Source organism: Micromonospora sp. DSM 45708, from assembly GCF_039566955.1.
Classification (GTDB): Bacteria; Actinomycetota; Actinomycetes; order Mycobacteriales; family Micromonosporaceae; genus Micromonospora.
In genome coordinates, this window is the sequence record NZ_CP154796.1 from 2,381,588 (window position 1) to 2,396,319 (window position 14,732).

Annotated in this window: 11 protein-coding genes; 9 read left to right on the forward strand and 2 right to left on the reverse strand. The window is 75.7% G+C overall.

All coding sequences use genetic code 11. From position 1 onward, the window contains the following. Positions 1 to 2 precede the first annotated feature (2 nt). The 5 genes from VKK44_RS10520 (at position 3) to VKK44_RS10540 (ending at position 5,951) form a co-directional block, all read left to right on the forward strand. The gene (locus tag VKK44_RS10520) at positions 3 to 767 is read left to right on the forward strand and encodes an ABC transporter permease (RefSeq protein WP_343446707.1); all 765 of its coding nucleotides are present in this window, start codon (positions 3 to 5) and stop codon (positions 765 to 767) included. 109 nt (positions 768 to 876) lie between these two features. Then, positions 877 to 2,529, forward strand: coding sequence for a class I adenylate-forming enzyme family protein (locus VKK44_RS10525; protein WP_343446708.1), 1,653 nt, complete (start codon positions 877 to 879; stop codon positions 2,527 to 2,529). Positions 2,530 to 2,571: 42 nt separating this feature from the next. Further along, positions 2,572 to 3,516, forward strand: a complete 945-nt coding sequence (locus VKK44_RS10530) for a hypothetical protein (protein ID WP_343446709.1) — start codon at positions 2,572 to 2,574, stop codon at positions 3,514 to 3,516. A 70-nt stretch (positions 3,517 to 3,586) separates the two neighbouring features. Then, a complete protein-coding gene (locus VKK44_RS10535; RefSeq protein ID WP_343446710.1) occupies positions 3,587 to 4,072 on the forward strand; it encodes a hypothetical protein in 486 nt (161 codons plus the stop codon). Positions 4,073 to 4,184: 112 nt separating this feature from the next. Further along, complete coding sequence (locus VKK44_RS10540) at positions 4,185 to 5,951, forward strand: hypothetical protein (RefSeq protein WP_343446711.1); 1,767 nt, start codon at positions 4,185 to 4,187, stop codon at positions 5,949 to 5,951. Here VKK44_RS10540 and VKK44_RS10545 read toward each other — a convergent pair. Then, entirely contained in the window at positions 5,921 to 7,912 is a 1,992-nt protein-coding gene (locus VKK44_RS10545) for a hypothetical protein (protein ID WP_343446713.1), read from the reverse strand. The two genes, VKK44_RS10540 and VKK44_RS10545, sit on opposite strands and share 31 nt — an antisense overlap. Before the next feature lie 196 nt (positions 7,913 to 8,108). Here VKK44_RS10545 and VKK44_RS10550 point away from each other — a divergent pair, with 196 nt between their 5' ends. Beyond that, positions 8,109 to 9,593 carry a S8 family serine peptidase gene (locus VKK44_RS10550; protein ID WP_343446714.1) on the forward strand — a complete coding sequence of 495 codons (1,485 nt, stop codon included), beginning with the start codon at positions 8,109 to 8,111 and terminating at the stop codon, positions 9,591 to 9,593. A 65-nt stretch (positions 9,594 to 9,658) separates the two neighbouring features. On the opposite strand, the gene VKK44_RS10555 is transcribed toward VKK44_RS10550, so the two are convergent. Then, on the reverse strand, positions 9,659 to 11,254 hold the full coding sequence (locus tag VKK44_RS10555) for a ricin-type beta-trefoil lectin domain protein (RefSeq protein WP_343446715.1): 1,596 nt from the start codon (positions 11,252 to 11,254) through the stop codon (positions 9,659 to 9,661). A gap of 439 nt (positions 11,255 to 11,693) precedes the next feature. Here VKK44_RS10555 and VKK44_RS10560 point away from each other — a divergent pair, with 439 nt between their 5' ends. From VKK44_RS10560 to VKK44_RS10570, 3 genes are all read left to right on the forward strand, one after another. Further along, on the forward strand, positions 11,694 to 12,260 hold the full coding sequence (locus tag VKK44_RS10560) for a sigma-70 family RNA polymerase sigma factor (RefSeq protein ID WP_343446716.1): 567 nt from the start codon (positions 11,694 to 11,696) through the stop codon (positions 12,258 to 12,260). Positions 12,261 to 12,359: 99 nt separating this feature from the next. Further along, entirely contained in the window at positions 12,360 to 13,259 is a 900-nt protein-coding gene (locus tag VKK44_RS10565; RefSeq protein WP_343446717.1) for a zf-HC2 domain-containing protein, read from the forward strand. Between the two features lie 198 nt (positions 13,260 to 13,457). After that, on the forward strand, positions 13,458 to 14,681 hold the full coding sequence (locus tag VKK44_RS10570; RefSeq protein WP_343446718.1) for a ricin-type beta-trefoil lectin domain protein: 1,224 nt from the start codon (positions 13,458 to 13,460) through the stop codon (positions 14,679 to 14,681). The last annotated feature ends 51 nt before the right edge of the window (positions 14,682 to 14,732 follow it).

Consider the following 14,732-nt stretch of genomic DNA (forward strand, 5'->3'; position numbering starts at 1 on the left):
CCGTGAGACTCGTCCGCGACACCTGGCTGATCTTCCAGCAGGAGGCCGGCCTGATGGTGCGCAACCCGGTGATGGTCGCGTTCAGCCTGGCCCAGCCCATCACCTACCTCATCCTGTTCGCGCCGTTCCTCAAGGTGGTGATGGTCGACCGGGGCGCCTCCTCGTACGCGGACGCCTACCGCATCTACGTGCCCGGCCTGTTCGTGGCGATGGGTCTCTTCGGTGGCCTGTTCGCCGGCTACGGGCTGCTCAGCGCGCTGCGCGCCGGCATCATCGAACGGTGCCGGGTGACCCCGGTGAGCCGGACCGCCCTGCTGCTCGGCCGCGCCCTGATGCACGTGTGCCTCAACGTGGTGCAGGCGGTCGTGATCACGCTCGTGGCGCTGCCGTTCGGGCTGCGCGTGCACCTGGCCAACCTGCTCGTCTCGTACGCCCTGCTGGCCGTGATGGTGCTGCTGAGCACGTCCATCTCGTACGACATCGCGTTGTTGGTCCGCAACGAGAACAGCCTCGGCGTGCTGGTGAACACCGTGGGCCAACCGATCTCGCTGCTGGCCGGCGTGCTCATCCCGCTCGTGCTCGCCCCGATGTGGATCCAGCGGGCGGCGCTCTGGAATCCGTTCGCCTGGGCCACCGACGGCATGCGGGCGCTGTTCGCCGGCCAGATCTTCCAGACCGTGGTCTGGCAGGGCGCGCTCATCATGACCGGGCTGGCCGCCGCCAGCCTGTTCTGGTCGTCGCACCTGTTCAACCGCGAGGTCTCCTGACCGTCCGGACATCGACCATTGTCTCGCCGTGTCCGGCCCTCTAGCCTGATCGTGTCCTGGCGCGGCGGGGGCGCGGCTTCGGTGAGCGTGTCACGTGAGGAGACGACTCTTGGGTGCCGACAACTTCCGGGCGACCCTGGCGGCGGACCAGGAACTCGGCGCGGGCAACGTGCTGCTCCGGCTGGCCGAGCACGGCGCCGACATGCGGACGCCCCGGGTGACGTTCGACGTCGACGTCGACGGCATCCCCGCCTGGACGCCGCTGTCGCTGGCCACCCTGACCGAGCGGGTCGCCGCCCGGGCGGCCTGGTTCGCCGGTCGCGGCATCGGCCGGCGCGACCCGGTCGCGGTCTACGTCACCTCCGCGCCGGACGTGTTCCTCAACTTCCTGGCCCTCACCTGGCTCGGGGCGATCCCGGCGCTGATGAACGGCAACATGCCGGTCGAGCTGGCGGCCGAGTTCGTCCGACGGCTGCGCGGCGTCGGCGTGCTGGTCGACACCGACCACGACGCGCTGCGCGGGTACGACCTCGGTGTGCCGGTCCTCGGCGACGCCGCCGAGACCGGCACCGGCGACCCGGCGCAGGCGCCGGCGCACCACCGTCACCATCCCGAGGACCCGGTCGTCATCACCCACTCCTCCGGCACCACCCGGGTGCCGGCCGCGATCGTCCACTCGCACCACGGCCTGTTCGCCGCGATCCGCGCGGTGCGGCTCACCGAGTCCCGGCCGCACGGCGAGGTGCGGGAGCTGTCCGCGCTGCCGGCCGCGCACACCGCCGGCATCATCACGCTCAACCAGGCGCTCTGCAACGGCTACCAGTTGCTCTGCCTCTCGGCCCAGGGCGGCCCGTTCGCGCGCAGCGCGGAGACCGTTCTCGACGCGATCGAGCGGTGGCGCCCGACCGGGGTGTTCGGCTTCGCCGTGACCTGGTCCGAGCTGGCCCGCGTCGACCTGACCACCCGCGACCTCAGCTCGGTACGCAACTGGTTCAACACCGGCGACTGCGCCCACGAGTCGCACGTGCGCCGGCTGGTCGCCGTCGGCAGCCATCCCGCCTGGAGCCCCGACGGGCCGGTCGACGTGCCCGGCTCGAAGTTCGTCGACATGCTCGGCTCCACCGAGATGGGGCACGGCGCGTTCCGGATCACCCACCGGCTCGGCAGCGACCGCTACGACCGCTGCGTCGGCAAGCCGTACCCGTTCGCCGAGATCGCCCTGCTCGACGTGGCCACCGGCGAGGAGGTCCCGGACGGGCAGGTCGGGCACGTCGGGTTGAAGTCGCCGACGCTGGCCATCGGCTACTGGAACGACTCGGTCACCACGTACCGGACCCGGCTGAACGGCTACTACCTGACCGGCGACCTGATGTACCGCGACCCGAAGGGCGACTACCACCACGTCGACCGGGCCAGCGACGCGGTCGACCTGGGCGGCGGCACCTGGCTCTACACCGCGCTGTCCGAGGAACGCATCCTCGCGCACTGCCCGGACGTGCGGGACTGCACCGTCATCGCCGCCGCCGGGGACGACGGCGCCACCGTCACCGAGGTGTTGCTCCTGCTCGCCGACGACGCCGACCCCGCGCTGGACCGCACCGACCGGGTCCGGGCCGCGTTGGGCCCGGCGGTGGCCGCGACGCTGCGCCGGGTGGTGACCGTCCCCGACGACGACGTGGTGATGGGTCCGACCGGCAAGGTCCGCAAGTTCCTGATGCGCCAGCGACTGCTGGCCGACGCCGGCGCGTCCGCCGCGGGCTGAGGCCGGGGCGGGCGGTCGGCGTGCGGGCCCTATCCTCGTGCCGTGTCCTACGCCGCACTCACGTCCGCCGAGTGGAACGCCATGTCCGACGACGCCGCACACCGGGTCGCGGCGGGGATCGCGGACCGGCACGGCCTGACGCTGCTGGGCCCGGCGGTCCCCGCCGGCGTCGGGTGGTCGCACCGGCAGGCCCGGTTCGACCGGGACGGCACGCGGTTCGCGCTCGTCCCGGGAGGGCGACCGACGCTCGGGTACGACGGTTCGCGGTTCCGGCCGGACGCCGCCCAGGTGGCCGACTACGCGGAGAGCGCCGACGAGTACGGCCTGCCGCCCCTGCCCGAGTTCGTCGACGCGATGACGTCGCCGGAGCGGGTGGTGGAGATGCCGGCGATGCTGGTGGCGGTGGACGCGTTCGACCCCTGCGGCATTCCGTTGGCGCCGGACGATCCCCGGGTGCGCGAGTTGGTCGCGTCGGCGGAGCCGGGGATCGGCGGCGTGCGGCGGGTCGGGCCGGACGGTGGGCTGCACGTCGAGCTCGACCGGGCCGGGCGGGTGACGCGGGCCCGGCTGATCCGACGTGTCTCGTACGACGAGGCGATGGCCGGGCTCGCGCGTCTGGGCCTGCGGACGACCACCCCGGACGAGTGGGAGTGGGCGTGCGGGGCCGGCGCGACGACGCTCTTCCGCTGGGGTGACGACCACCCTGCCGACGGTTACCCCTTCGACCACCGCACCGGGCCGCACCGCGAGGAGAACCGGTGGGGCCTGGCGATCGGGCAGGACCCGTACCGGCACGAGGCGACGACCGAGCGGACCGTGGTGTGCGGCGGCGACGGCGGCGGCGCGACCTGCGGCGGCAGCGGATTCTTCCTCGGCTGGCTCACCCTGGCGACCGCCTACCGGGATGACGACTTCGGTCGCTGGCTCGCCTCCGCCGACGGCTACGCCGACGAGATCCTCACCCGGCCGGTCATCGAGCTGGGCTGACCGCGCCACCCGGTGGACGGAGGCGGGCGCGCGGGAGCGGGGGTGCGCCGCCGTGCCAGAATCGTCAGCCGTGTCCTACCTCCCCTCGCAGCCGTACCCGCCGATGCCCGGCGCGGTCACGCCCCTGGTCGCCTATCCCCATCCGATCGCGCCGCCGCCGGGCTGCGCGGTGCTCGTCGTCTCGGTGAACCGGGGGCCCTACCTGGTGCCCGCGCCGACGACCAGCCGCTTCAAGATCGACCGGCGGTCGGTGCCGATTCCCGGCGAGGGAACCTGGCACATCGCGGTCCCGGCCGGCCCGCACGACGTCCGGTACACCGACTTCATGGGCATCCCGATCATCACCACGTCGGTGCTGGCCCAGCCGGGCGCCGCGCACCACCTGGCGTTCCGGTTCGGCGGCTGGCGCAACCGGGTGCACGACGGCCACGGCACCGACGTGACGCGGTTCGGCATGTGGTCGAACTACAGCATCCTGCTGGTCGCGCTGGCCGTCATCGTGCCGCTCTGCTGCGGCGGGCTCGCGCTGCTCACCGCCGCCTCCAGCGCCCCGTGACGCCGGCCCGCCGGCCCGTCGCGCGATCCGGCCACGATCGCCGTTGAACCGCCGGCGATCCGGTCCGTAGTGAGCCCGACGGCAGGATGGCGCAGGAGAGGGAGGGCGACGCGTGCGGATGCGGTGGGCCGTGCAGGCGGTGCTGGTGCTGGTCGGGATCTGGCTGGTGCCGACCGGCCCGGCGCACGCCGCGCCGGCGGAGACCGGACGGTACTACGTGGTCGGTCCGCCGGTCGACGGACAGCGGGAATACCTGTACGCCATCGCGCTGCGCACGCTCGGCAACGGCAACCGCTACCGGGAGATCGTCGACCTGAACACCGGCCGCGCCCAGCCGGACGGAGAGACGTTCACCGACGGGCTGGTGCTGAACCCGGGCTGGCTGCTCGTGCTGCCCCGGGACGCCAAGGGCCAGGGGGTACGCATCGGCCCGCTGCCCCGGACCCGGACCCGTTCCGCCCCGCCGGCGACCCGGTCGCCGGCCCCCGCGCCGTCCACGCCGGACCGTACCTCGGCCCCACCGAGCCGCGTACCACCGTCGACCCGGGCGCCCGCCACCACGAAGGCGGCGGCGCGTCCGCCGGTCGCCACGGAGGTGGCCGCCCCGCCGCCCGGGGGACGCCGGACCCCGGGCGGCGGGGTCGACCCGATGGTGATCCGCGTCGGCGCGGGCGTGCTGTCGGTGCTGCTCGCGGTGGTGGCGATCGTGCTGCTGCGCCCGCGTCGCGCCGGTCGCGGTGTGTCCCTGGCCGGTGACGACGGGCCGTGGCCGCCCGAGCGGCACCACACGCCCGCGCCCGGTGACCGCGTGCCGGCCGAGCCGGCGCCGCCGGCAGCGGACGACGCCGCGACGGCGGCCAGCCGGCCCACCGGTGATAAGCCCGGAGCACCCCCGGCGGTGGCCCCCGGCCGGCCGGCCGGCGCCGCCCCCTCCCGACCCGCGCCCTCACCGGACCCGTCGCCGGACGGCCCTTCCGCCGCCGGGTCCGCCGCGTCGGCCCCATCCCCATCCCCGTCCCCGTCCCCGGCGTCGGTCGCGTCCCCGGCGTCGGTCGCGGGCCCGGCCGACGCGCCGAACCCGCGCTCGGCGGCCACGCCGTCCGCCGCGCCGGACCGCTCCCTCGAACCTGGTCGGGCCGTCGAGCCCACGCCGGCGTCCCCGGTCACGCCGTCCCCCGGGCCCGCCGTGCCACCGAAGACCGGCCGTACCACCAGCCACGGCACCGGCACGGCCACCGGGACCAGCACCGGCACCGGCACCGGCACGGACCCCGGCACCGGCACGGACACGGGCACCGGCACGCCGCCGGAGGTGCCGCGCCCGCCGCTGCCCGCCGCGGACGAGGCGCCGTACCTCACCGCCGACCTGGAGACCGACGTCGGCCCGGCCCGGGTACGGCTGGTCGGGGTGGCGGCCGGGCGGGGCGTGCCGCCGTACGCCTGGCTGGGCCCGGGGGAGGAGGCGCCGCCGGCCGTCCTGCCGCTGGTGCTGGGACGTCGGGGCCCGTGGCGGCTGCACGTGGACCTGGCCCGGGTGCCCGACGTGCTCACGCTGGTCGGGCCGGCGGCGGTCTGTGGCCGCGCCGCGGTGACCCTCGCCGGACGGCTGTCGGCCGCCGGAGTCGGCGTCGCGGTGGTGGGGGAGGCGTTGGGCGCCGAACCGCCGGACGGCTGCCACCGGCTGCCCGGCCTGCCCGAGCCGCCGGGGCCGGGCGAGGACCTGCCGGCGCCGTCCGTGGTGTTCACCGCGGGCCCGTCACCGGCGGGCGCGCGCGGCCTCGCCGCCGCCACCGCCGGACGGTGCGTGCCGGTGGTGCTCGGGCCGGTCCCGGCCGGCCGCTGGTCGCTTCAGTTCGACGTGGCCACCGGGGTGGACTGAACACCGCGCATCACCACGGGCAGCGGGCCGGCCGCCACGCCGGGCACCGCCTCCCACACCCCGTCCCGCGCCCGGTGGACCCGGTCCACCCGGACCCGGTCGTAGGAGCGGCTGGTGAGGATCAACTCGACGCCCGCCTGCCGCAGCCGCTCCGCGCGGCCACGGGCCAGCGGCAACGCGGCGAGGGCGTCGGCGGTGGCGACGACGTCGAGCGTACGGCCGCGCGGCACCCGCACCTCCACGAGCAGCCGGCCGGCCCGGGCCGCCGGCCGCCGCCGGGACAGCGGCAGCCAACCCGGGGCCAGGCCGCGGGAGTGTGCCGGCAGCAGCGCGTACGCCCGCCGGGTGCCGTGTGCCGGCCACCGGCTGACGTCGTGCGGCAGTCCGGCGCTCGACGCGCTCGTCGGCGCGGACCGGATGCGCAGCGCCCCGCCGTCGAGCCCGTCGACGGCGCGCAGCCGGCCGTCGTCGGTGGCCCGGAACGCGCCCCGCACCCGCGCCCGGTCCAGCCGGCCGGCCGGCAGCAGGTAGGTGTCCGGGGCCCCGAGCAGGTACTGGAGGCGGGCCGGGACGTGGGAGCGCAGCACCTGCACCGGGATCGCGCCGCCCGGCTCGACCCGTACCCGCAGCAGGTCGGCCCGGTCCGGCGCGGACCGCGGGTCCAGGTAGCCGACCAGGAACAGCTCCGCGCTGGGTACGCCGTCGGCGACGGCCCGCTCCAGGTCGCCGGTGACCGGCACGTACGCGTCGAACGCCTCGACCGTGACCTGCTGGCCGGGGCGCAGCCAGGGCGGCCCGTACCGGCCGGCGCGGCGCTGCTCGGCGGCCAGCGGGGGACGGGCCGAGGACTCCGGGACGCCGGCTCCGTGGTCGTCGGGCAGGTCGGCGGAGGGCGGGTCGACCGCCGGTTCCTCGTCGTCGGTGGCGGCGGCGGTCACCACGATGCGCTGCCGCTGCGGGCGGGGCAGCAGGAGGCCGTCCGCTGTGGCGTGGACGGCCGGCGGGCCGTCGGCGTACCGGGGGCGGTGGGCCTGCCATGCCGCGACGCCGCCCGCCGCGTCGAGCGCGCGCAGGTGGCGGTGGTCGGCGACGAGTTCGGCGCGTCCGCCCGGCGGCGGTGTCCAGACCGTGGCGCCGGTGGTCTCGGCCAGTTCGGCGGCCTGGGCCGCGAGCTTCGCCTGCTCGTCCGGCTCGGACGGCCAGGTGAGCCAGAGCCGCAGGTCGGCGCCGTAGAGTGGCAGCTCACCGAGGAGCGCGGCGAGGTGGCCGGCGTCGCGGACCTGCTGGGTGCCGCTGTAGTCGCCGATCAGGAAGCCGCCGGAGCGGGCCGTGACGGAGACCGTGACCAGCTCCGTCGCGGTGGCGCCGAGCCGGTGGGCGGTGGCCCGGCGGGCCACGAAGTCGGCCCGGGTGGCCAGCGCCACACCGGTGGCCAGCGGCAGGTTGACCACGCCGGTGCGGGGCCGGACCAGCCCGTCCTCCACCGCGAACCAGCCGGGCAGCGGGGTGGCGAGGTCCGGCGGTTGCAGCACCAGCCAGTCCATCGGCTGCCGGGTCACGCGGTCCAGCGGCAGCGCGTGCAGCGGGCCGTCGTCGGCGTCGGGCACGCGGCCGGGCAGCACCTGCCGGATGTCCGCGCCGTCCGGGCTGACCAGCACGTCGTGCCCGAGCAGACCGGCCACCTCGGTGAACAGCTCGGCGTGGCGGGCGCCGTCGTCGGCGAGGATCCGGACGTCGTCCGCGGCGTCCCCGGTACGCCGTACCAGGTCCGCCAGCGCGGGCGCGTCCAGCGGGCGGTCCGGTGCGGTGGGCAGCGCCGGCTTCCCCCGTGGGCCGCACACCAGCCACAGATCGAGCAGGCCGGGCACCCGCCGGTGCCGGCGCGGGTCGAAGCGGCGGGTGGTCGGCACCCGGTCGAGTCCCCGGCCGCCCACGGCGGCGGTCCGTGTCAGCCCTGTCACCGCCGCCCCGCCTTCGTCACACCGTCGTCCCGCCGCCGGCCGGAGCCGTTCGACATCGAGGGCCGGTACCCTCGGCGGTCTCCATGACGAGCGCCATGGAAATCTGGTTCAGATTGATTTGAACGAAGTCGGCGCTGATCCGCAATAGACGGTGACGGCCGAACGGTCTGGGCCGCGGTGACGGAAGGGGACCCCGGTGCTGGCGAAGCACTCCATCCTTGCTCGACTGCTCGTGGTGGTGATGGTCGGCTGCGCGATCCTGGCCGTGCCACGGCCCTCGGCCGCCCGGTCCGGGCCGGACACCGAGCCGTACGTGAAGTTCTACGTGGTCGCGGCGCAGTACCAGGGCCAGCCGGAGAATCTCACCGAGATCGCCCGGCGCTTCCTGGGCAGCGGTGAGCGGGCCGCCGAGATCTACCAGCTCAACACCGGTCGGGTCCAGCCGGACGGCGCCCGGCTGACCGAGCCGGGCACCCTGCGGGCGGGATGGCACCTGGTGCTGCCGTGGGACGCCGCCGGCGAGGGCGTCGAGTACGGACAGTTGCCGGCCGCCCGCCGGCCGTCTACCCGTCCCACGCCGACCCGCTCGCCGGGCGCACGGCCGGACGGCAGCCCGTCACCGAGCGGGAGTCCCACGCCCTCCCGTTCGCCCACCGGTGCCGGCCGGGACGTGAAGTGCACCGCCACCACCGCGTCGAGCGGCCGGTCGGAGTGGGCGCAGCTACGGATGGCGGCGGACAGCGCGTGGACCATGACCCGCGGCAACGGGGTCAAGGTCGCGGTCGTCGACACCGGGGTCGACGCGGGCCTCCAGCAGCTCAGCGGCCGGGTCGCGGTAGGCGCGGACGTCACCGTCGGTAATGGACGTGGTGACGAGGACTGCCTCGGTTCCGGTACGGCGATGGCGGGCATCATCGCCGCCGACGACAGCGTCGACGACCGCCCGGTGGGGCTGGCGCCGGACGCCACCATCGTGCCGGTGCGGATGGTCCGGTCCTCCGGCGACGCCCGGCCGGCCGACGCCGCGACGGCCATCGAGGTGGCGGTGAGCACCGGCGCCTCGGTGGTGGCGCTCGGCTCCCGGGTCGACCTGGCCGACCCGGCGGTGGCGGCGTCGCTGGCCACCGCGCTGGAGCACGACGTGCTGGTGGTGGCGGGGGCGCCGGTCAGGCCCACCACGCTCCCGTCGCCGCGTGGCGGCCCCGGCGGAGCGTTGGTGCTCACCGGTGGCGTCGGTGCGGGCGGCCAGCTCGCCGAGAAGTACGTCGACGGAACGGTCGAGGTGGTCGCGCCCGGCATCGAGGTGGCGACGCTCGGCGTCGGCGGCGGCAAGGTGGTCGGCAACACCGGCACCGAGTTCGCGGTGGCGTTCGTGGCCGGTGAGGCGGCGCTGATCCGGGCCGCCCAGCCCGACCTCACCGCCGCCCAGGTGGAGGAGCGCATCCGCGCCACCGCCGAACCGGTGGGCGGGCAGGTCGCCGAGGGCGACAGGCGCTACGGCTCCGGCATGATCAACCCGGCGGCCTCGGTGGCCCCGGCCGTGGACGGTCAGGCTCCGGCCGCCGCGCAGGCGGGCCGGGGCGGGGGCACGCTGGTCGCCGTGCTCCTGGGGTTCGCGCTGCTGTTCGGCGCGGGCGGCTTCCTGGTCTACCGGCTGCGTCGCCGCCGCTGGGCCGGCTGACCGGCACATGAGTCGGGCCCCTTGTCGACGGACGTCCGTCGACAAGGGGCCCGACCATCGGATGGCTACCGCAGCGACCAGGTCTGCTTCGGGTTGAACACGCAGGTCCACGCGTTCAGCGGAGCATCCGCCCCGTGCCCGTTCACGTCCAGGCAGCGGTCGGTCTCCCGGTTGAACAGCGACCGCCGGCCGTCCCGCTCGATCCACTCCCACTTCTGGGCCGGGTTGCCGCTGCAGTTGGCGGTCTGCACCGGCGCGCCGTCGCGCTTCTCACCCCAGGCCACGTCCAGGCAGAGTCCGTTGACCCGGACGGTCTTGTCGGACCCGAACGTCCACCAGTGCAGCCGGTGCTCCTGGCACGGCCGCAGGACGACGTGTACGCCGTCGCCGGTGCCGCCGGTGGCACACAGCCCGGTCTCCGCGCCGACGAGCTGCTTCGCGCCGGTCGGGCGCTTCGGCGGGGCCGGCTTCTCCGGCTTGGCCGGCGGGCGGGTCGACGGCGACGCGCTGGGCCGTGGCGCGGGTGGCCTGGTCGTCGGCGTCGGGCCGGGCGACCGGGGCGTGGCGGAGGGGGAGGGGGAGGGGCTCGCGCCGGCCGGCGCGGCCTCCAGCCGGCCGTCGAGCGCGTAGAAGTCGGTGAACTCCTTCACCCGGCGCAGGAACGCCTGCGTGTCGTCGTCCAGCTCGCCGCCGGTCTGGCGCACCGCGGTCGGGCCGTTCCGGTACGCGGCCAGCGCCAGCAGGCCCGGGTCGCCGTCGAGGCCGGCGAGGTCGCGACGCAGCGCGCAGACCGCGACGCCGACCGCCGGGACGGCCACCTGCGGGTCCCACGGTGAGGCGCCCGCCGGTCCGTGTGCCCGCCACACCTCGGGCAGGAACTGGGCGACGCCCCGCCGGCCGTCGTCGCCGAGCAGGTTCGAGTCGAAGCCCGACATCGCCATGAGCTGGGCCGCCACCGCGGCGGGCGGCACCTCCGGGCAGACCGAGCCGGCCCGCACCACGAGCCGGACGTAGTTCGCCGGCACCGCCCGGGGCTGCTGACGCGCGGTGTCCGGGCGGGTGGTGCCGGAGCCGCCGAACGCGGTCAGCTCGCCGTAGTACGCCGCGTAGCGGCTGACGTCGTCGACGTACGTGACCGCGTCGGACGGGACGCCTTTCGCCTCGCGTACCCGGTCGAGGTCCGTGTGGAACGCGGCCAGGGACAGCCGCCACGGGTCGCCGGGGACGGCGGCCAGGCGCAGTTGCCCGCTGAGGTCGCACATCTGGTGGGCCAGCGCCAGGATGTTGGCGGCGGTGTCGGTGCGGTCCGCGCCCGGCCACGGCGCCCAGGACTTCCACCGGTCGTCGTCCAGGCCGGCGAAGCCGCGACCGCCCGAGGTGGTCTTCCCGACGCGTCCGTCCAGGCCGGACTCGGTCATGAGCTGCCCGGCCAGCCGGGCCGGGGTCAGCGTGGGGCAGGAGCGGGCCGCGGCCCGGATGGCGGTCAGGTGCTCGGCGGAGACCTTGCGACCGGTCAGTTTGTCGTCGCGAGCCGTGGCGATGCCCCAGCTCACGGAGGCGACCACCATGCACAGCACCGCGAGGCCGGCCGCGATGGCGGCGACGGCACGACGCGGGATCCGGGCGAGCCGGGATCGGAGGCCAGGAAGATCGGGTGTCACGGGACTTCCCTTCCGGTGATGACGTCGCCAGGCGTGACGGATGCGCGACGTCCTCGGTTCACCCGACCGGAATCATTCCGATTCCGGTCCGGCCGTCATTGAACCGACCGGCGCACCGGGCCGTCAACGTGTCCGGCGCCGGACGGACCGATATCCGCCGCCGGACGCCGCCGGACCGTCGATCGGAGTGCTCGATGTCGACTCGCCACCATTCGCCCGGCGCGGGGCTGACCAGCGTCGTCGTGGGCGGGGCCGGCCCGCGCGGTGCGGCCGTCCGCCGGTCGGGCCGCGTCCGGTGAGCGCCGCCACCCTGGTCGCCGTCCGCCGGCCCGCGGCGGCGTCCGATGAGTACGGTTATCCTTTTCCCCCAGAGGGGCTCGGTGTCGTGGCGCCGGGCCGGCCGGGCGGGCACGCCCGACACGTCAGGGGGAGGCGTTCGGTGTCGGCGGTGCCCAACGAGGCGGTGGAGCCCGGAGTTCCGGGCGAGGCCGTCGGTCAGGGTTCCCCCGAGAGCCTGATGCGGTGGATCCACGAGCAGTACCGCGAGCCGCTGCTGCGCTTCGTCACCCGCCTGGTGCTCGGTCGGCAGGAGCTGGCCGAGGATCTCGTGCAGGAGACGTTCCTGCGGGCCTGGCGGAACCTCGGCACGCTGGCCGAGGAGCCGCGCCGGATCGCCCCCTGGCTCTACACCGTCGCCCGGCACGTGGCCGTCGACGCCGGCCGGGCCCGGCAGGCCCGACCGCCCGAGGTCGCCGTGCCGGACCTCAACCGGCTCACGTCGCCCGACGACGAGATGGACCGGGTGGTCAGCGCCCACACCGTCCGCCTGGCGCTGCGGCAGATCAAGCCGGAGCACCGTGCGGTCCTGATCGAGATGTACTACAAGGGAGCCTCGGTCGCGGAGGCGGCGGAGCGGCTCGGCATACCCGAGGGTACGGTAAAGTCCCGGACGTACTACGCGGTGCGGGCGCTGCACGCGGCGATCGGCCCGATCGAGTCGGCCTGATGTCACGTCCCGGCGACTCCTCGTCCGATCCCGGCACCGGCGCGGTGACCCGGGTCGTCGCTCCGGCGCACCCCTCGTCGGGTCGGGAAGGGGGGTGTGATGCGCACCGGCGGTGAACACCCCACGTCCGAGCACGAGGCGCTCGCGCTCTACCTGCTCGGCGCGCTCGACGAGACCGATCGCGTCGCGTTCGAGGCGCACCTCGCCGGCTGCGACGAGTGCCTCTCCGCCGCCGCCGACCTGGGCGGCACGACAAGCGGGCTCGGCGGCCTCGACGCGGCCGACTGGGCCGAGTTCGACGTCCCCCCCGCCGCGGTCCTGCCACCCGCTTCCGTCCTGCCACCCGCTTCCGTCGCGCCGCCCGCCTCCGTTCCGCCGCCGCGTTCCGCGCCGGGACCGGAGGGCACGCTCCCGCCGGGCCGGGTGCCCCGTCCCGATGTCGCGGAAACGACGGCCCCGGGCACCGGGACCGGTCGCCCGCCGGCGGGCCGGCGGAGTGCCCGTCCGGGTGGCGCGTCGGGTGGCGTGGGCCCGACCGGTCCGGGGAGGACGTCCGGTGACCGGCCCGGGGGTGGCCGCCCCCGGGTGCGGTCCGCCCGTCGCCGGCTGCTGCTCTGGGCCGGGGCGGCAGCCGTGGCGCTGGCCGTGCTCACCGGCGGGATCGTGGCCGCGGTCGGCGGCGGCGGGCGCGACGACGTGGTGCTGACCGCGACCGGGGAGGCGCCCGGCCAGGGCGCGAGCCTGTCCGTGTCGATCACCACCCACGAGGGGCAGGGCTCCACGATCCGGATCACCGCGACCGGGCTGCGGCCCGGGCTGCGCTACCGGCTCTTCGCGGTGACCCGCGACGGGGTCAGTCACCCGGTGCGGGACTGGACCGCCTCGAACGGGCCGCAGGAGGTGACCGGCGAGCTGTCGCCCCCCGTCGACCAGCTCTCCTTCGTCGGTGTGGGCCTGACCGACGGCACCTCCGTCGTCACCGCGCCGATCTCCCGCTGAGGACGATCCGGCGTCGGCGTGCCCGCGCCCCCGGGCGTGGTGCGGCCGGCGGACCGGCTCGGCGCGCCACGTGGCCGGACTCCTCGATTCGCCGCGCGAACCGTTGAACCGAAGGCTCTCCCGCACCGTCGTGTGGCCGTGCGCCTGCGCACCCGTCCGGGGACGCGACGTGTCCCCGCCAGGCCAAGGGAGGGCTACATGGCAGTAGTGAACACCGGATCGTCGACCCGCGGGCGGCCGACGCGCAGGAGGGCCGCCCTGCTCGCCGTCGTGCTGCTCGTATCGGGGCTGGTCGTGGGCGTGCCGGGCGGTGCGGCCACCGCCGCCACCGGGGAACGGGTGACGTTCGTCAACGGCACCGCGGAGACGCTGTGGATCGGCGCGGGCGAGAGCGGGGACGGCTCGCGGCCGATCACCGGCCTGCCCACCCTGCGGCCCGGTGAGAGGAGCACCGTCGTCATTCCGGACGCCGGCGAGCCGGGCCACTGGCGGGGCCGGTTCTTCGCCCGCCAGCGCTGCGACGGCGACCCGAACGGCGCGTTCCGGTGCCTGGTCGGCGACTGCGGCGCCTTCGCCGACCGGTGCGAGCGCGGCGCGGAGCCGGTCAGCCTGGCCGAGTTCAACTTCGACCGGAACAACCCGGCCGCGCCCTGGTACAACGTCAGTTACGTCGACGCGGTCTCCACCACGATCACGATCGACGCGCCCGGCGCCCCGCGACCGGAGAAGGCGGGCAGTTGCGCGCGGTGGGACTGCTCCGCCGGCCAGATGCTCGCCGCCTGCCCGGAGGTGCACGCCGTCCGGGACCCGGCCCGGGGTGACCGGATCAACTGCGTCAACCCGAACCGGGACGCCGAGAGCGCGTACACCGCCGCGTTGCTCCCGTTCGGCCCGCGCGCCTACCTCTGGTCCACCCACGACCGGGTCGCCGGCAACGAGACGGTCTACAACTGCCCGGGCTGCGCGGAGGTCGTGGTGACGTTCCGCAACGGCGGCGACTCGCCGGCGCCACCGGCGAAGCGTACGGTCGTCCGCTCCGGCTTCGCGCTGCGCGGATACGCGGACAAGTGCGTCGACGTGCCGGGCGGCGAGTCGGCCGACGGGGTGCGGTTGCAGCTCTGGCATTGCAACGGCACCCCGGCCCAACGGTTCACCCGCGGCCCCGGTGACACGCTGAAGGTGCTGGACAAGTGCATGGACGTGGCGTGGGCGTCCCGGGACAACGCGGCCAAGGTGCAGCTCGCGTGGTGCAACGGCGGGCCGGCGCAGGTCTGGGTGGCCGAGGGTGGGCTGCTGCGCAACCCGCACTCCGGCAAGTGCCTCGACGTGCGCGACTGGAACTCCGACGACGGCGCGCCGTTGCAGATCTGGGAGTGCGCCGCCAGCCAGAGCAACCAGAACTGGCGAGAGGCCGACCGCTGACCCGACGTGGGCCCGGGTGCGAACCACCCGGGCCCACGTCGCGTGCTCCGG

Excerpts from the sequence above, each read along its gene's own strand:
- VKK44_RS10565 (WP_343446717.1), top strand. The coding sequence starts at position 12,360 with ATGCGCACCGGCGGTGAACACCCCACGTCCGAGCACGAGGCGCTCGCG.
- VKK44_RS10570 (WP_343446718.1), top strand. The coding sequence starts at position 13,458 with ATGGCAGTAGTGAACACCGGATCGTCGACCCGCGGGCGGCCGACGCGC.